The organism is Burkholderia sp. RF2-non_BP3, from assembly GCF_001522185.1.
Classification (GTDB): domain Bacteria; phylum Pseudomonadota; class Gammaproteobacteria; order Burkholderiales; family Burkholderiaceae; genus Burkholderia; species Burkholderia diffusa.
Genome location: NZ_LOSU01000070.1, coordinates 158,534 through 176,743, shown reverse-complemented (window position 1 = coordinate 176,743; position 18,210 = coordinate 158,534). Strand labels below are relative to the sequence as shown.

The window sequence follows — 18,210 nt, the reverse complement described above, 5'->3', positions numbered from 1 at the left end:
GCCCGCCGTCGACGTTCAGTCGAGCGGCCAGACCTCGCGGCTTGCTGCCCTTACCGCCTGTGCCGAGTCGAGTGCGAGCAGATCCTGCGCACGCTGGCGACACAGCTGGTAATCGAGACGGCGCACGCGCGCCTTGATGCCCGGCACCGACACCGGATCGACCGACAGTTCGGTCACGCCGAGGCCGACGAGGATCGGCACCGCGAGCGGATCGCCGCCGAGCGCGCCGCACACGCCCACCCACTTGCCGTGCTTCGCCGCGCCACGCACCGCGATGTCGATCAGGCGCAGCACGGCCGGATGCAGGCCGTCGGATTGCGCGGCGAGATCGGCCTGGCAGCGGTCCATCGCGAGCGTGTATTGCGTCAGGTCGTTGGTGCCGATCGACAGGAAATCCGCGTGCTGCGCGAGCTGGTCGGCGAGCAGCGCCGCCGACGGCACCTCGATCATCACGCCGACTTCGATCGGCTCGGTGCGGCCCTGCGCACGCGCGAATTCGTCGATACGCGCGCGCAGCCGCACGAGCTCGCCCGCATCGGTCACCATCGGCAGCAGGATCCGCACCGCGCCGAACGGCTTCACCGCGAGCAGGCCCTGCAGCTGATCGTCGAGCAGGTCGGGGCGCACCTGCGCGAGGCGAATGCCGCGCAGGCCGAGCGCCGGATTCGGTTCGGGCGGCAGCGTCAGGTAGTCGACTTCCTTGTCGGCGCCGACGTCGAGCGTGCGGATGATCGCGGTGCGGCCCTGCAGCGCGTCGACGATCGACTGGTAGCTCTGCTGGTGTTCGACGACGCTCGGCGCGGCCTGACGGTGGATGAACATCAGCTCGGTGCGCAGCAGGCCGACCGCATCCGCGCCGTTGTCGACCGCGGTGTTCGCGTCGTCGAGCGTCGCGATGTTCGCGGCGACCTCGATCGCGCGGCCGTCGGTGGTCGCGGCGGCGGCGCCGGCCAGTTGCCGGTTCGCTTCGCGCACGCCGTCCAGGCGCTGGCGTTCGTGGCGCGCGCGTTCGACGTCGAGCGCGGTCGGCGCGTGTTCGAGACGGCCCGCGCTCGCATCGACGACGACCTGCGTGCCGTCCGGAATCGCGTACAGCGCGTCGCCGACCGCGACGAGCGCTGGAATGCCGAGTTGGCGCGCGATGATCGCCGCATGCGACGTCGCGCCGCCGCGCGCCATCACGAGCGCGGTCACGCGCTGGCGATCGAGCGACGACAGGTCCGACGGCGTGAATTCCTCGGCGGCGAGCACGGCCTCGTCGGGCAGCGTGCGCGTCGCGCCGCTCGTGTGGCCGAGCGCGCGCAGCACGCGCTTCTCGATGTCGCGGAGGTCCGCCGCGCGCTCGGCGAGCAGTGCGTCGTCGAGCTTCGACAGCGTATCGATCTGCGCGCGGATCGTCGCGCGCCACGCGAAGCCCGCGCTCTTGCCGAGGCTGATCTGGTCGCGCGCCGCGTCGACCAGCGTCGGGTCCTCGAGCAGCACGCGATGCACCGCGAAGATTCCCGCCTCGCCGACCGCGCCGCGCGCCGATGCGTTGCGCACCGTTTCGTCGAGTTCGGCATCGACCGTCGTCAGCGCCTGGTCGAGCCGGCGGCTTTCCGACGCGGGCGTGCCGGTCGCCTGTTCGGGCGGCACGATGTCCGCATCGTCGAGACGCACCAGCGTGCCGACCGCGATGCCGGGCGCCGCGCACACGCCCGCGAGCGTGTTCGGATCGAGTGTTGCGCCGGTGTTGCGCACGATCGGCTGCGGTGCGGGCGACTTGAGCCGCGCCGGCCGTTCCTCGACCTCGCCGTGCGCTTCGCGCAGCAACTCACGCTCGACCGCGTCGACGGCTTCCCGCGCGTGCGCCCCGCGGCCGACCAGTTCGATCGTCGCGCCTTCGCCGGCGCCGAGGCCGAGCAGGCCGACCACGCTTGCGATCGGCGCCTTGCGGCCGTCGAAAAGCACGTCGACATGTGCGTCGAGCCCGCGCGCGGCTTCGCGCGCCCGCGCGGCCGGGCGCGCATGCAGGCCGCCGGGCTGCGTCAGCACGACCGCGCGGCGCACTTCGTTCATCGCCGCCGCGCCGGCCTGCGCCGCCTGCGCGGCGGCTTCGCCCTTGCCGCGCAGCGTCAGCAGCGGCGTCTCGCCGGCCGTCGCGAAACCGCTCGCGCGCTCGACGACGTCGAACGCGTCGGAGTTCGCGATCGCGATCACCGAAACCAGCGAATGCGCGCTGCGCGCGACCGCGTCCTGGTCGAACTCGATCAACAGGTCGCCCGCCGCGACACGCGCGCCGGCTTCGACGCGCGCGGTAAAGCCCTGCCCGTTCAGCTCGACGGTGTCGATGCCGATGTGCAGCAGCACTTCCGCGCCTTGCGGCGTCGTGATCGTCACCGCATGGCCGGTGCGCGCGAGATGCGACACGATGCCGGCACACGGCGCGACGAGCCGGCCCGCGAGCGGATCGATGCCGATGCCGTCGCCGAACATCCCGCCGGAGAACACCGGATCGGGCACGTCGGCCAGCGCGACGATCGGCCCGGTCAGCGGGGCAAGCAGGACGATCTGATCATGGGTGGAACTCTTCAACTGGGACTCCTCGGCGCGTCTCATCGGCTGTCTCGGCTATCAGTGCGTTTCGGTGACTTTGTTCAGGTGGCGCGGCGTGTCGGGATTGCGGCCGCGCGCGACGGCGAGATCCGCCGCCATCACGTAGAACGAAAGAATGGCGGCGATCGGGTCGAGCGCCGAATGGGCGGACTGCGCGAGCGGCAAGGTCGCACCGGGCGTGCCGGCGGGCGCCGCGAGCAGCACGGCCGCGCCGCGTGCGCGCATGTCCTGCGCGAGCTGCAGCAGCCCGGCCTGCTCCGGGCCCGGCGGCACGAACACGAGCAGCGGATAGTCGCGGTCGATCAGCTCCATCGGGCCGTGACGGACTTCGGCGCTCGAGAACGCCTCGGCCTGGATGCCGGAGGTTTCCTTCAGTTTCAGCGCGGCTTCCTGCGCGATCGCAAGACCGAGGCCGCGGCCGATCACGATCATCCGCTCGATACCCGCGAGCGCGGCGACGGCCGGCGACCAGTCGAGCCGGCCCGCCTGCGCGAGCACGTCGGGCAGGCCGCGCAGTGCCGTGATCAGCGCGGCGTCGCGCTGCCAGTACGCGACGATCTGCGCGGACAGCGACAGCATCGCGATGTAGCTCTTGGTCGCGGCGACCGACAGTTCGGGGCCGGCCAGCAGCGGCAGCTGATGCTCGCACGCGTCGGCGAGCGGCGACGGCAGCACGTTGACGGCGGCGACGGTGCGCGCGCCGGCTTCGCGCAGCGCGGCCATCGTGTTGACGAGGTCGGGGCTCTTGCCCGACTGGGAAAATGCCAGCGCGAGCTGGTCCTGCACCTTCAGCGGCGCCTGCTGCAGCGTCGCGACCGACATCGGCAGCGACGCGACGGGCACGCCGAGGCGGCTCATCGTCAGGCTCGCGAAATAGCTGGCGGCGTGATCCGAGCTGCCGCGCGCGACCGTCAGCGCGACGGCCGGCGGGTGATCGAGGAGTTGGCCGGCGAGCGCTTCGACGCGCGTGGTGTCGGCGAGTTGCGCGGCGACGACCTGGGCGGATTCGCGCGCTTCCTTAAGCATATTCGACAATCGATTCTCCTTCGACGTAGGTCGCGGTGAGGTTCAGGTCGCGATCGAACACGGCGAGGTCGGCCCATGCGCCTCGCTCGAGGCGGCCGCGATCGGTGACGCCGAGGTAGTCGGCCGCATAGCGCGACATCCGGTTCGACACGTCGGCGATCGGCAGGCCGAGCGACACGAGGTTGCGCAGCGCCTGGTCCATCGTCAGCGTGCTGCCGGCGAGCGTGCCGTCGGCGAGCCGCACGCCGCCGAGGCACTTGGTCACGTGCTGGCTGCCGAGCCGGTATTCGCCGTCGGGCATGCCGGTGGCGGACGTGCTGTCGGTCACGACGTACAGGCGCGGGATCGCGCGCAACGCCGCACGAATCGCGCCCGGATGCACGTGCAGCAGGTCGGGGATGATTTCCGCGTATTCGGCATGCGCGAGTGCGGCGCCGACGAGGCCCGGGTTGCGGTGATGCAGCGGCGACATCGCGTTGAACAGGTGCGTGAAGCCGCATGCGCCGTGCTTGAGCGCGGCGACGGCGTCGTCGTAGGTCGCGAGCGAGTGGCCGAGCTGCACGCGCACGCCGCGCGCGGCCATCTCGCCGATGATCTCGATGTGACCGGCGATTTCCGGCGCGAGCGTGACGACCCGGATCGGCGCGATCGACAGGTACTTCAGCACTTCGTCGAGCACGGCCGACACGGCCGCGTCCGGCTGCGCGCCGAGCTTGCCGGGGTTGATGTACGGCCCTTCGAGATGCACGCCGAGCACGCGCGCGCCGCCGGGCGTGCGGGTGCGCGCGACGGTGCCGAGATTCGCGACGACCTGCATCAGTTCGTCGCGCGGCGCGGTCATCGTCGTCGCGAGCAGGCTCGTCGTGCCGAACTGCGCGTGCGTGCGCGCGATCGTCTCGATCGCGTCGCCGCCTTCCATCACGTCGGCGCCGCCGCCGCCGTGCACGTGCAGGTCGATGAAGCCGGGCAGGATGTACGGCGCGTCGTTCTTCGCGGGATCGGCGGGCGTGCCGTCGAGCGTGGTGATGCGGCCGTTCTCGCTGTCGAGCGAGCCGAGAATCCAGCCGTCGGGGGTGAGGATGTTTCCAGTCAGCATGACGTTTCTCTTGATGATCTGGTGACGCGGACATCCGCGTCGCGATTTGCAAATCCGTTGTGCTTCGTTGCGCTCCGCCGCGCGTGGCGCACGGGCAGTCTCGCGCGTCAGCGTTTCAGTTCGGCGACGAAGTCGTAATAGTCGTCGCGGCAATACGTTTCGGACACTTCGATCGCGCGCTGGTCGACACCGTAGCCGATGCGCGTGATCACGAGCAGGGCCGAGCCCGGCTTCACTGACATCCACTTCGCGATCTCGTGCGTCGCGTTCGCCGCGCGAAAGTGCTGCAGCGCGCGCACGACGGTCATCCCGCGTGCGTCGAGGTATTCGTACAGCGACGCGCCGAGCGCCTGCGGATCGGGCACCACGGCGGCCGGCAGCGTCGAATGCTCGACGGCCATCACGATGCCGTCCGCGCGGCGCAGCCGCTCGAGCCGCGCGACCGTCGCGCCCGGCGCGAGGCCGAGACGCGTGATCTCGTCGCGGCTCGCGGTGCGCAGCGTGCGCGACAGCCACACCGAATCGGGCACGAAACCGCGCTGCCGCATCTTCGCGGTGAAGCCGACGAGACGCGACAGCGGATCGGCAACGCGCGGCGTGATGAAGCTGCCCGCCCCGCGCGCCCGCTTGATCAGCCCCTGCTCGACCAGCAGCGCGAGCGCACGGCGGGCCGTGATCCGCGACACGCCGACCGACCCCGACAGCAGCCGCTCCGACGGCAGCGCCTCGCCGGCCCGCCACGCGCCGGCGTGAATCGCGCTCGCCAGGTTGCGGGCGAGCTGCAGATACAGCGGCGTGTCGTCGAGGGGATCGGGCGCCAGTTCGGACCAGCCGGTTTCCATGTGCCTCCGGGTGTCGGACGACGATCTCGGACCGTCGAAAGTGAACGCATTATATAACCACCATAATACCAGTCAACGAACTGGTATTAGCGGCATGAAAATCGCCGAGAGCCTTGCCCGACAAGCGTTTTAGTTGCCGGAAAGCCTTTGTTTACAATGCGATGCGGGATAGGGATTTACCCGGATTGGTATGCAAGGGGACAGTTCCCGGGCCGGATTTACCAGGCTTGGGAAGCCGAAAACGATACCGGAATAGAACCAGTTCGGCCGACTGGTATGCATCCGGCGGCGGCACGCGGGCGGCATGCCGGCGCACAGCGTCAGTGGAACTCGCGGCTCGACGTGCGCAGGCCGCCGAGCAGTGGCGTCAGATCCTCGAAATGCTGCGCGACGAGATGCCTCACGTCGCTGACGACCTGCCACACGCCCGACGCCGCGAGCAGTCGCGAATCGAGCGTTTCGCGGCGCTGCCGCGCGAGCAGCTCGGGCCGCACGATCACGTTCACGCAGCCCGTCTCGTCCTCGAGCGTCATGAACATCACGCCCTTCGCGGTGCCCGGCATCTGCCGCGCGATCACGAGCCCGCACGCACGCGCGAGCCGGCCGTCGGGACGGTCGCGCAACTCGGCCGCGGACGACAGTCGCTGCGCGCGCAACGCGGGCCGCAGCAGCGCGACCGGGTGGCGGTTCAGCGTGAGGCCGGTGGTGTGATAGTCGGCGAGGATGTCGTCGGCTTCCGACGGCGCGCCGAGCACCGGCTGCTCCGTTTCGTCGATCGGCGCGGCGGCGAGCAGGTCGCGCTCCGGTGCCGCGGCGACGGCCTGCCACAATGCATCGCGCCGATGGCCGGCGAGCGTCGCGAGCGCGTTCGCGGCGGCGAGCGCTTCGAGATCGCGCCGTTCGAGCTGCGCGCGGCGCGCGAGCGCATCGACGTTCTCGAACGGGCCGGCCGCGCGCGCGGCCTCGATGCGCCGCGCGGCAGCCTCGCCGAGGCCGCGCACGAGCGACAGGCCGAGCCGCACCGCGGGCTGGCCGTGCGGCGGCGGCTGGCCGGGCAGCGCTTCGAGCGACGCTTCCCAGCCGCTTCGCGTGACGTCGGCCGGAAAGACCTTCACGCCGTGGCGCTTCGCGTCCTGCACGAGCTGCGCGGGTGCGTAGAAGCCCATCGGCTGGCTGTTCAGCAGCGACGCGACGAAGATCGCGGGCTCGTGGCATTTGAGCCAACTGCTCGCGTACGCGAGTTTCGCGAAGCTGGCCGCGTGGCTCTCGGGAAAGCCGTATTCGCCGAAGCCCTTGATCTGCTCGAAGATCTGCTCGGCGAATTCGCGCGTGTAGCCGCGTTCGAGCATGCCGTCGATGATCTTGTCGTGATACTTCTCGAGGTTGCCCTTGCGCTTCCACGCGGCCATCGCGCGGCGCAGTTCGTCGGCCTCGCCGGGCGTGAAGCCCGCCGCGACGATCGCGATCTGCATCACCTGCTCCTGGAAGATCGGCACGCCGAGCGTGCGAACGAGCACTTCCTTGAGCGCCTCGCTCGGATACGTGACCTCGCCCTCCTCCTCACCGGCCACGATCCTGCGCCGCTTCAGATACGGATGCACGGCGCCGCCCTGGATCGGCCCGGGCCGCACGATCGACACCTGGACGACGAGATCGTAGTAGTTGCGCGGCCTCAGCCGCGGCAGCATCGACATCTGCGCACGCGATTCGATCTGGAATACGCCGACCGTATCCGCCCGGCAGATCATGTCGTAGGTTGGTTCGTCATCCTGCGGAATATGCTTCAGCGTGAACGGCTGGCCGTCCTCCTGCGGCCCGCGCCACGCGGTGCGCATGTCGAAGGCGCGATGCAGCGCCGACAGCATGCCGAGCGCGAGCACGTCGACCTTCATCAGCCCGAGCGCCTCGAGATCGTCCTTGTCCCACTGGATCACGCGCCGCCCGTCCATCGCCGCGTTCTCGACCGGCACGAGCCGCGTGAGCTTGCCGCGGCTGATCACGAAGCCGCCCGAATGCTGCGACAGGTGGCGCGGAAAGTTGAGCAAGCGCCCCGCGAGTTCGGCCCATGCGCGAATGATCGGCGTGGCCGGATCGAGCCCGGTCGTCGCGAATTGCTGCAGCAGGTCGCGGCTGCCGTCGAACCAGCGATGCCCCTTCGCGACGCGGTCGACCAGCATCGGATCGACGCCGAGCGCCTTGCCGGTTTCGCGCAGCACGCCGCGCGGACGATACGTCGAGACCGCCGCCGCGAGTGCCGCGCGATCCTTGCCGTATTTTTCGTAGATATGCTGAATGACCTCTTCCCGGCGCTGATGCTCGAAGTCGACGTCGATGTCCGGCGGCTCGCCGCGCTCCTCGCTGATGAAGCGCTCGAACAGCATCGTGCTCTGGTCGGGATCGACCTCGGTGATGCCGAGGCAGTAGCAGACGACCGAGTTCGCGGCCGAGCCGCGGCCCTGGCACAGGATGTTCTGGCTGCGCGCGTATTTGACGATGTCGTAGACGGTCAGGAAGAACGGTTCGTAGCTCAGCCTCGCGATCAGGTCGAGTTCATGGCGGATCTGCCTCTCGACCTTCTCCGGAATGCCTTGCGGATAACGCCCCGCCGCCCCCGCGAAGGTTTCCTGTTCCAGATAGCGCGTCGGCGTCAGCCCATGCGGCACGATCTCGTCGGGATACTCGTAGCGCAGCGAGCCGAGGTCGAAATCGCACGCGTCGAGAATCGCGCAGGTCTCCGCGATTTCGTCCGGCGCGTACAACTGTCCGATCCGCTGCCGCAACCGCAGGTGCTGCTCCGCATTCGGCGCCAGCGCATACCCGCACTCGGCAACCGGCATCCCGACCCGGATCGCCGTCATCACGTCCTGCAATGCCTTGCACGAGCGCCGGTGCATCGTCACGTCGCCGAGTGCGACGATACGCACGCCGCGCCGCTCGCCGGCCGCGCGAATCTCCTCGCGCTGCGCGCCATCGAGCGCGCGCTGCAGTTGCACGAGCCCGAGCCGCGCGCGTTCGCCGAAGGTCGCGCGAAACCATGCGACCTGCGCATCGAGCACGTCCGCGCGCACCGGATACGCGGGCACGAGGATCGCAAAGCAGTCGGGCATGCCGCGCAGGTGCGCAAACGCCGCGGGCGGGGCCGACAGCATCCGCGACGTCAACGTGTAGGTACCCTTCGGCGCGGCCATCCGCCGCCACGAGATCAGCTCGGAAAGATTGCCGTAACCCTCGCGGTTCTGCGCGAGCAGCACGAGGCCGAACGCGCCGGGGCCCGGATCGTGGCCCGGTGCGACTTCATCCGGCGTGACTTCGAAATACGAACCGATGACGAGCGGCAGCCCTTGCGCCTGCGCCGCGACATGCATGCGCGGCGCGCCGGCCAGCGAGCATTCGTCGGTGATCGCGATCCCGCGATAGCCGAGTTCGGCCGCGCGCTCGACCAGTTCGTCCGCATGCGACGCGCCATGCAGGAACGAAAAGTTCGATCGGCAGAACAACTCCGCGTAATCGGGCAGCCAGCTGAATTCCGCACTCATTTCGACTCACCCGAACAAGCCATGCAGGAACCAGCGCGGCTCGGCCTGGCTTCCCGAGCGCTCCAGGAACACCCAGTAGCACGCACCGACCTCGTCTTGCGCGACGTAGTAATCGCGTGCGGCCAGTTGCCCGTCGAACCACCCGGCTTCGATCCGCTCGGCCGACGACATCATCCTGAGCGGCGTATGGAACACCGGCCGGTTCTCGCGCATCAGGAGCGGCTGCGGCTCGGCCAGCAGCCACGCGGGGCGCGGCGGCACGGCGGGCGGCCCGCCGGCCGGCCTGCCCGCTTGCGCATCGAGCGGCAGCCAGCGGTTCGCAGCCTCCGGACGGTGATCGGCGACGGGTGCCGCGCGCAGCACGTTCTCCGCGCCGAGCCGCGCGACCAGCAGTTCGAACAGCCGCGCACGCGTCTCGCGCGTGCCGCCCGGCTCGGGAAAGAGATCGTCGGCCGGCGGCGCGACCGATTCGACGCGCGTAGCCTTCAGCCGCACCGCGATCACCGCGGCCGGCAATTCGACGCGCGCGAGCCGCTCGCCGAGCAGCCGCATGAAGTGCGTCTCGTCGCGCACGGGCGCGGCGAACGCGAGTTCGAGCGGTGTCGGCGGCACGGCCTGACGGCCGCGCTCGTGCTCGAGATCGAACGTCATCGCGGCCAGCGACAGCTGCCGCGCGGCCAGCCACCCGCAGAGCTGCACGACGAGCCGCCGCGCGGCGAACAGCACGGCTTCCGCGTATTCGACGCGCTCCGGCAATTCGAGCCGCACGTCGAACACGGGCGGCACCGCCATCCACGCAAGCGGCTCGACCGCATCGCCGTACGCGCGATCGAGCGCGGCGAGCAGCGCCGGACCGCAGCGGCGCTGCAGCCCCGCGCGCGGCAGGCCGCGCAGATCGGCGAGCGTGCGGCAGCCGAGGCCGTCGAACCAGCCCGCATACGCGCGCGCGTCGGGCAGCAACGCGCACGGCAGACGATCGAGCGTACGGACGAGCGAAGCCGGCCCGGCCACGCGGCGCCGGATGCGCGCACGCGCCGACATGCGCGCGAGCAGCCACGCGCCGCGCCCGGTCGGGGCGACGGACAGGCGCGCCGCATAACCGAGCGCCGCGAGCGTCGCGCGCACCTGGCGGCACAGCGACGGCAGGCCGCCGAACAGGCGCAGGCTCGGGCCGACGTCGACGATCAGCGTCGCTTCGTCGTCGAGCGCGACGCACGGCGAGAAGCGCAGCAATGCGAGCGCGACCGCGCGCAGCGCATCGGCTTCGCGGGCGGGATCGCGTTCGACGAGCCGTGTGTCGGGCGCGAGCGTCAGCACGCCGCCGCGCTTCATGCCCGCGCGCACGCCCTGCCGGCGCGCGGGCGCATCGGCAATCAGCACGACACCTTGCTCGAGCACCGCGCAGCCTGCGTCGCCTGCGTCGTCCGCCGCGCCGTCAGACGGCGGCGGGGCGCACACGTCGAGCGGCAGGCGCGGCAGATGGATGCCGAGCAAGACGCGCATAGCGGCTCTCCACGATGGGCGACGGCAAATCGAGCGCGAGCGGCTCGCTGCGCGCGGGCCCGCGGCGCTTGACGATGTCGAGCGACACGCCGCCCGGCACCGGATGCAGCGCGACGCGCAGCACGGCCGGCGACGGCTGCCGCGCGGCCGACAGCGGGCGCAGCATCACGAACAGCGTGTCGCCGGTGCGCGCGGCCGCGAGATGCAGGCGCCGCAGCGCATCGGGCCGCGCGTCCTGCCAGAGCAGCAGCGCACCGCAGCAGCCCGTCCTGAGCGCCTGCTCGGCGGCCCACAAGGCATCCGTGCGGCTGCCGGCGCGCAGCCACAGCAGTGCGTCGGCCGGCACGCCGAGACCGGCGAGCGCCGTCGCATGCGGCGACTGAGGCGGCGCGACGAGCGCGAGCGGACGCCGCGCGCTGACGGCGCGCGCGAGCGCGGGCGCGAGCAGCCGCATCTCGCCGCAGCCCGGCTGAGCGGCCAGCAACTCGACGAGCCCGCCGACCGGCCAGCCGCCGCCCGGCAGCTCGGCGGACAGCGGCGCGAAACCCGTGTCGATCGTGCGCGAACCGCCGCGCGCGAGCTGCGAGCCGCGCCAGAGCGACGGATGAAGGGATTCGGGAGAAATGGAGGATGCGAGCATGACGCCACCCACAACTGTATGGATATACAGTATATGGCAATGCGCGTGCGTCGCACAGTACCGGGGCGAAACCGGTTTTTCGTCAGAGGAAAAACGACGGGAAATCCAGCGCGACCGTCATGTTACGCCGCACCGGAGCGGCGGGCCGGATCGTGTCGCCCGAATCGCCGGGCCGACACGCCAACCGCCGGGCGAACCGGCACGATGCGGCACCCCGCACCGCGCCGGCCCGCCCGCCGCGCGTCAGCCGAGCAACAACGCGTCGTCGTCGAGCTGCTCGTGCCGCACCTTCTCGAACATCTGCAGCAGGTCCGGCACGTCGAGCCCGCGGCGCTGGTCGCCCGACACGTCGAGCACGACCTGCCCCTGGTGCAGCATCACCGTGCGGTCGCCGTAGTCGAGCGCCTGGCGCATGCTGTGCGTGACCATCATCGTCGTCAGCCTGCTCTCGGCGACGATGCGCGCGGTCAGCTCCAGCACGAACGCGGCCGTCTTCGGGTCGAGCGCGGCCGTGTGCTCGTCGAGCAGCAGGATCCGCGACGGCCGCAGCGACGCCATCAACAGGCTCACCGCCTGCCGCTGACCGCCCGACAGCAGCCCGATCCGATCGGTCAGCCGGTTTTCCAGCCCGAGGTTCAGCAGACGCAGCTTGTCGCGGAACAGCTCGCGCGACGGCCGGTCGAGCGCCGCCCGAAAGCCGCGCCGGGCGCCGCGCGCCATCGCGAGCGCCATGTTTTCCTCGATCGTCAGCGCCTCGCAGGTGCCGGCCATCGGATCCTGGAACACGCGCGCGACGAGGTGCGCGCGGTCCCATGCCGGCTGGCGCGTGACGTCCGTGCCGTCGATCGCGATGCGTCCTGCATCGACGCGCTGGTCGCCGCTGATCGCGTTGAGGAAAGTCGACTTGCCGGCGCCGTTCGAGCCGATCACCGCGACGAACTGGCCGTCGGGAATCTCGAGCGACAGCCCGCGCAGCGCGCGCGTCTCGATCGGCGTGCCGGGGTTGAACGTGAGTTTCAGGTCGTGTGCGGACAGCATGTCAGGCCCCTCCGTTCTTGCGCGCGAACAGCTTCTTGCGCGTCGCCGGCAGCACCAGCGCGATCGTGACGAGCGCGGCCGTCACGAGGTTCAGGTCCTGCGCCTTCAGGCCGATGAATTCGCTGTTCAGCGCAAGCGCGATGAAGAAGCGGTAGACGATCGCGCCGAGCACGACGGCGAGCGTCGTCAGCACGAGTCGGCGCGCGGGCAGCAGCGTCTCGCCGATGATCACCGCGGCCAGCCCGATCACGATCGTGCCGATCCCCATCGAGATGTCGGCGCCGCCCTGCGTCTGCGCGAACAGCGCACCGGCGAGCGCGACGAGCGCGTTCGACAGCGCCATCCCGGCGAGCGTCGCGCGGCCCGTCGCGATGCCCTGCGCGCGCGCCATCCGCGGGTTCGCGCCGGTCGCGCGCATCGCGAGGCCGAGCTGCGACGAGAAGAACCAGTCGAGGCCGAGCTTCGCGACCACGACGACGATCGCGAGCAGCGCCGGGCGCAGCACGTAGTCGGGCATCCAGTCGGGCTGCAGCACGGTGAAGATCGTCGGCTCGGTGATGAGCGGCACGTTCGGCCGACCCATGATCCGCAGGTTCACCGAGTAGAGCGCGATCATCATCAGGATGCTGGCGAGCAGGTCCATGATCTTCAGGCGCACGTTGAGCCAGCCGGTGACGAAGCCGGCCAGCGCGCCCGCGACGATCGCGATCACCGTCGACGTGAACGGGTCGTGGCCGGCGGAAATCAGCGTCGCGGCGACGGCGCCGCCGAGCGGAAAGCTGCCGTCGACGGTCAGGTCGGGGAAGTTGAGGATGCGGAATGAAATCAGCACCCCGAGGGCGACGAGACTGAAGATCAGGCCGATCTCCAGCGCGCCCAGAAACGAGAACAGAGACATGATGGGGAAATCCTGTTGCTTCCCGGCCGGACGTGTACGGCCGGGCGAAGCGGACGGGCGGCCCCGGGTGGGAGCCGCCCGCCCGGCGGTTTCGTTCGGGCCCGGATCGGGCCTGCAAGCGCGGCGCTCGGGCCGCGGCTTACTTGATGACCGTCTTCGCTTCCTTGAGCAGATCCGGCGACAGCGTCACGCCCTGCTTCGCGGCCGCGCCCGTGTTCGCGAACAATTCGAGGTTGCTGCTCGTCTCCGACGCGATCGCGCCCGGCTTCTCGCCCTTCAGGATGCGCGCGACGACCTTGCCGGTCTGCCGGCCGAGGTCGCCGTAGTTGATGCCGAGCGCCGCGATGCCGCCGCGCTTCACGCTGTCGGTGTCGCCGGCGACGAGCGGGATCTTCGCTTCGTTCGCGACCTTCACGAGCGCTTCGTACGCGGACACGACGTTGTTGTCGGTGTTCGTGTAGATCACGTCGACCTTGCCGATCAGGCTCTTCGCGGCCGGGCCGATGTCGACGGTGCGCGGCGCGGCCGCTTCCTTCAGCGTCATCCCCTGCTTCGCGAGAAGCTCCTTGAGCTCCTTCACGACCACGACCGAGTTCGCCTCGCCCGGGTTGTAGACCATGCCGACCGTCTTCGCCTTCGGCACGACGCGCTTGATCAGCGCGACCTGGCGGTCGAGCGGCAGCTTGTCGGACACGCCCGTCACGTTGGTGCCCGACGCGCCCCAGCCCTTCACGAGCTGGGCTGCGACCGGATCGGTCACGCCCGAATAGACGACCGGCACGCTCTTCGTCGACGCAACCACCGCCTGCGCGGCCGGCGTCGCGATCGCGACGATCACGTCGGGCTGGTCGCCGACGAACTTGCGCGCGATCTGCGCGGCCGTGCCCGTGTTGCCCTGCGCGCTCTGGTATTCCCACTTGAGCTTGTCGTCGCCGTAGCCTTCCGCCTTCAGTTCGGCGCGCACGCCGTCGCGGATCGCATCGAGCGCCGGGTGGTCGACGATCGACAGCACCTTGACCGTCTGGGCGTGCGCGGCGCCTGCCAGCGCGAATGCGGCGACGCCGGCCGTGATCGAACGGATCGCGAAAGTCTTGAAACGCTTCATGGGTGAGTCTCCCCCGTATTTGTGTCGGTTCTGGATAATGGATTCCCGCCGCCGTCATGCAGGTGCCGATGCGCGCGCAACCGGATGACGGCGCGGGCGGCAGTGGCCCCGCGCGGGCCCCGGGAAGGCGCGCGGCGGCGAACGCACGAGGATACCATTTCCGCAGACCACCGCCTGACTCCGCGCTTTCGGCCAAGCGGGCGGCACACGCGGCCGCCGCACCGCCGCGAAACGCTCGGGAAGCCCGGCCGGCGGCGCTCCGCGCCGGTCCCGGCGCAACGCGTCAGCCGCATTCACAGCTTTACGTTATGCTGTCCGCCGACCCAATCCACACCATCGGAGGGTGCATGAAACGGGGACTCCACGCGATCGCGTGCGCGGCCGTCGCGCTGGTGCTGCCAGGCGCGGCATTCGCGCTGACCGACGGCAGCGCGCAATACGACGACTGCATGCTGGGCGCGCTGCGCGAGAGCCGCAACGGCGCGGCCGCGCAACTGATCCAGCGCTCGTGCGACGCGCTGTACCGCAACAACGCGATGCTGCTGCCGCGCGAGCGGCGCTTTCACGAGTGCGTCGTGCAGTCGTTGCCGGGCGTGCGCGACAACTACGCGATCCAGCAGATCATGGCGATCTGCTCGCGGCGCGGCGAGATGTGAGCCGGCGCTGAACGCCGGGCGCCGCGCTGCCGGCGGCGCCAACGAAAAAGGGCCTGCGCGATGCAGGCCCTTTCGTTTCAGCGGTCCGACCAGTGTGCGGCGTTCAGAACGACGCGACCATCGAGCCCTTGAACTGCTTCTTGATGAATTCCCGTACTTCCGCCGACTGGTACGCCTTCACCAGCTTCTTCACCCACGGCTGATCCTTGTCCTTCGCGCGCACGGCGATCAGGTTCGCATACGGGCTCGTCAGCGATTCGAGCGCGATCGCGTCCTTGGTCGGCTGCAGGTTCGCGGCGAGCGCGTAGTTCGTGTTGATCACGGCGGCGTCGACATCCGACAGCACGCGCGGCAGTTGCGCGGCGTCGAGCTCGGAGATCTTCAGCTTCTTCGGGTTCTCGGCGATGTCGAGCACCGTCGCGTTGTTGCCGCCCGTGCCGGCGCCGGCCTTCAGCTTGATCACGCCTTGCGTCTGCAGCAGCAGCAGCGCGCGGTTCTCGTTGGACGGATCGTTCGGCACCGCGACCTTCGCGCCTTGCGGCAGGTCCTTCAGCGCCTTGAACTTCTTCGAATACACGCCGATCGGCGAGATGTAGGTCAGGCCCGCGCTGACGATCTTGTAGCCGCGCTGCTTCACCTGGCTGTCGAGGTAGGGCTGGTGCTGGAAGCTGTTCGCGTCGAGGTCGCCCGCATCGAGCGCCGCGTTCGGCTGCACGTAGTCGTTAAACTCGATGACCTTCACGTTCAGGCCTTCCTTCTCCTTCGCGACCTTCTGCACGAGCTGCCACACTTCCGCATCCGGGCCGGCGACCGTGCCGACCTTGATGACCTTGTCTTCGGCGTGCGCGCCCGCCGACAGCGTCAGCGCGGCACCGGTGGCCAGCACGGAAAATACCTTCAGGAGACTGCGACGCTTCATCTGTTTCTCGCTTGCTTGCTAACTAAAAATGGGGCGCGATACGGGTATCCCCGAACTCGCAGGAAGGGGCAAATGGTGTCACAGGATCGGCCGGAAGTGAAATACATCCCGCTCATATGGGTATGCACCGCGGCAGTGCCGGCAGACGATGCACGGCTCGGCCGTTAGTTGCGTTCAGTGCACGCGGGCACCGGCATCGGCGACCCGGAACGCGCCGATCGCGTCGCGCAGCCGCCCGGCCTGCTCCTGCAGCGACGCCGCGGCCGCGGTGGCCTCCTCGACGAGCGCCGCGTTCTGCTGCGTGACCTGATCCATCTGCGTGACTGCGCGCCCGACCTGCGTGATGCCGCTCGCCTGCTCTTCGGACGCCGCCGCGATCTCGCCCATGATGTCAGTCACGCGCGCGACCGCCTGCAGGATCTCGCCCATCGTCGTGCCGGCCTGGCCGACCAGCGTCGAGCCGTTGCGCACGCGCTCGACCGAATTGACGATCAGTTCGCGGATCTCCTTCGCCGCCGTCGCGCTGCGCTGCGCGAGCGATCGCACCTCGCCCGCGACCACCGCGAAGCCGCGCCCCTGCTCGCCGGCCCGCGCGGCCTCGACCGCCGCGTTCAGCGCGAGGATGTTGGTCTGGAACGCGATGCCCTCGATCACGCCGATGATGTCGGCGATCTTGCGCGAGCTGTCGTCGATCTCGCCCATCGTGCCGATCACGCGACTGACGACGTCGTTGCCCGCCCGCGCGATCTCCGATGCGTTGTTCGCGAGCCCGCTCGCCTGCCGCGCGTTGTCGGCGTTCTGCTTCACCGTCGCGGTCAGCTGCTCCATGCTCGCGGCCGTTTCCTCGAGCGATGCGGCCTGCTCCTCGGTGCGCTGCGACAGGTCGTCGTTGCCGGACGCGATCTCGCGGCTCGCCGACGCAATCGACTCGGCCGACTGGCGGATTCCGCCGATCGTCGCCTGCAGGCGCGCCTGCATGTCGCGCATCGCCGCCATCATGCTCGTGTCGTCGCCCGCACGCACCGGCACCGGCCGCGTGAGGTCGCCCTGCGCGATGCGCGTTGCCAGCGCGGCCGCTTCGTCCGGCTCGCCGCCGAGGCTGCCGCGAACGTTGCGAATGATCACGAGCATCGCGGCGCTGATCACGAAGCCGATCACGAACACGACCGCGAGGTGGCCGAACAGCGTCCGGTAATAGACGGTATCGATGTCCTTGAGGAACACGCCGCTCGAGATGTTCCAGTCCCACGGCGCGAAGCGCGTGACGTAGCTGATCTTCGGCACCGCGGTCTCGCTGTGCGGCAACCGCCCGCGATACTCGGCGAAGCCGCTGCCGGTCGCCTTCGCCGCGTTCAGGATCGTGACGAACAGCGGCTTGCCGTCCGAGTCGAGATAGTCGCCGACCTGGGTGCCGACCAGCTTCGGCAGCGTCGGGTGCATCAGCACGACGGGTTTCGAATCCATCACGAACACATAGCCCGACTCGCCGTAGCGCATCGCGGCCAGGCTCGCGAGCGCGTCGCGCTTCGCGTCGGCCTCGGACAGCGTGCCGCTCTGCGCGAGCGCGTGATATGCGTTGACGATGCCGGTCGCCGAGTCGACCAGGTTGGCGATGCCGGCCTTGCGTTCGGCGAGCATCGTCGCGCGCGTCTCGTATGCGCTCCATGCGCCGACGCCGAGCAAGCCGATCCATACCAGCGCAAGCGCGAGCCACAGCTTGCGATTCAAACTCATTCTGCTCATCTGCGTGCCTCGTTGTCGAAGTCGATTCCCGCATACGCGCGAACGGCCGGTCGCGCGCAAACGGTTGCCCCCGTATTTACGGCAGCGAGACTTACAACTTGAATACACGCGCGACGGCCGGCACGACACGGGACGGCCGCTGTGCTAAAAAGACCGGCTGACCGGCACACGACGCGCCGGCGACATTCCAGGGCCATCCATGTACGTCATCGACATCCACTACAACGCGTCGCTCGAGCGCATCGACGATGCGCTCGAACGCCACCGTGCGTATCTGCAGCCGCTGTTCGAGCGCGGCATCTTCATCGCGGCGGGGCCGAAGGTGCCGCGCGAAGGCGGCGTGATCCTCGCGGCCCGCATCGACCGCGACGAACTGGACGCGATCCTCGAGACCGATCCGTTCGTGACCGAAGGGCTCGCGACGTACCGCGTGACGGAATTCCGGATCACGCGTGCCGCGCAGGGCTTCAACGTGCCGGCACTGCCGTAACGCGCGCCGGCGCGCGAATACGCGCACGCACGCCGCCTCGCGAGGCGGCGAATGCAGATCGAGGGGAAACGGGAGGAATGCGTGACGGCGCGTCGCGGCCGTCACGCGTTTCGCCGGGCGACC

At 69.8% G+C, this 18,210-nt stretch carries 14 protein-coding genes; 2 read left to right on the top strand and 12 right to left on the bottom strand.

Annotated features, from left to right (window positions below):
* Nucleotides 1-15 precede the first annotated feature (15 nt).
* The 10 genes from ptsP to WS45_RS31490 form a co-directional block, all read right to left on the bottom strand.
* Nucleotides 16-2,598 carry a phosphoenolpyruvate--protein phosphotransferase gene (gene ptsP / locus WS45_RS31535; RefSeq protein WP_059703334.1) on the bottom strand — a complete coding sequence of 861 codons (2,583 nt, stop codon included), beginning with the start codon at nt 2,596-2,598 and terminating at the stop codon, nt 16-18.
* A 15-nt stretch (nt 2,599-2,613) separates the two neighbouring features.
* Entirely contained in the window at nt 2,614-3,621 is a 1,008-nt protein-coding gene (locus WS45_RS31530) for an SIS domain-containing protein (protein ID WP_059703333.1), read from the bottom strand.
* A complete protein-coding gene (gene nagA, locus WS45_RS31525) occupies nt 3,614-4,717 on the bottom strand; it encodes an N-acetylglucosamine-6-phosphate deacetylase (protein ID WP_059691447.1) in 1,104 nt (367 codons plus the stop codon). Before nagA ends, WS45_RS31530 begins: the two co-directional genes overlap by 8 nt.
* A gap of 107 nt (nt 4,718-4,824) precedes the next feature.
* Complete coding sequence (locus tag WS45_RS31520) at nt 4,825-5,559, bottom strand: GntR family transcriptional regulator (RefSeq protein WP_059703331.1); 735 nt, start codon at nt 5,557-5,559, stop codon at nt 4,825-4,827.
* Nucleotides 5,560-5,879: 320 nt separating this feature from the next.
* Nucleotides 5,880-9,095: an error-prone DNA polymerase gene (locus WS45_RS31515; protein ID WP_059703329.1), complete on the bottom strand. Its 3,216-nt coding sequence runs from the start codon at nt 9,093-9,095 to the stop codon at nt 5,880-5,882.
* Between the two features lie 6 nt (nt 9,096-9,101).
* Complete coding sequence (locus WS45_RS31510; RefSeq protein WP_059703327.1) at nt 9,102-10,598, bottom strand: Y-family DNA polymerase; 1,497 nt, start codon at nt 10,596-10,598, stop codon at nt 9,102-9,104.
* Nucleotides 10,531-11,238 carry a translesion DNA synthesis-associated protein ImuA gene (gene imuA, locus WS45_RS31505; protein WP_059703325.1) on the bottom strand — a complete coding sequence of 236 codons (708 nt, stop codon included), beginning with the start codon at nt 11,236-11,238 and terminating at the stop codon, nt 10,531-10,533. Before imuA ends, WS45_RS31510 begins: the two co-directional genes overlap by 68 nt.
* 243 nt (nt 11,239-11,481) lie before the next feature.
* A complete protein-coding gene (locus tag WS45_RS31500; RefSeq protein WP_059703323.1) occupies nt 11,482-12,276 on the bottom strand; it encodes an ABC transporter ATP-binding protein in 795 nt (264 codons plus the stop codon).
* 1 nt (nt 12,277) lies between these two features.
* Complete coding sequence (locus tag WS45_RS31495) at nt 12,278-13,174, bottom strand: ABC transporter permease (RefSeq protein WP_059526182.1); 897 nt, start codon at nt 13,172-13,174, stop codon at nt 12,278-12,280.
* 139 nt (nt 13,175-13,313) lie between these two features.
* Nucleotides 13,314-14,279 (bottom strand): ABC transporter substrate-binding protein, encoded by a 966-nt coding sequence (locus WS45_RS31490; protein WP_059691442.1) that lies wholly within the window; start codon nt 14,277-14,279, stop codon nt 13,314-13,316.
* Between the two features lie 347 nt (nt 14,280-14,626).
* On the opposite strand from WS45_RS31490, the gene WS45_RS31485 reads away from it, so the two are divergent.
* Nucleotides 14,627-14,935: a VF_A0006 family four-cysteine protein gene (locus WS45_RS31485; RefSeq protein ID WP_059526188.1), complete on the top strand. Its 309-nt coding sequence runs from the start codon at nt 14,627-14,629 to the stop codon at nt 14,933-14,935.
* Nucleotides 14,936-15,038: 103 nt separating this feature from the next.
* Here WS45_RS31485 and WS45_RS31480 read toward each other — a convergent pair whose 3' ends face one another.
* A complete protein-coding gene (locus WS45_RS31480; protein WP_059526193.1) occupies nt 15,039-15,854 on the bottom strand; it encodes a MetQ/NlpA family ABC transporter substrate-binding protein in 816 nt (271 codons plus the stop codon).
* 174 nt (nt 15,855-16,028) lie between these two features.
* Nucleotides 16,029-17,597 (bottom strand): methyl-accepting chemotaxis protein, encoded by a 1,569-nt coding sequence (locus WS45_RS31475; RefSeq protein ID WP_059703321.1) that lies wholly within the window; start codon nt 17,595-17,597, stop codon nt 16,029-16,031.
* A 199-nt stretch (nt 17,598-17,796) separates the two neighbouring features.
* Between WS45_RS31475 and WS45_RS31470 the strand changes: the two genes are divergently transcribed.
* Complete coding sequence (locus WS45_RS31470; RefSeq protein WP_044848209.1) at nt 17,797-18,087, top strand: YciI family protein; 291 nt, start codon at nt 17,797-17,799, stop codon at nt 18,085-18,087.
* Nucleotides 18,088-18,210: the final 123 nt, after the last annotated feature.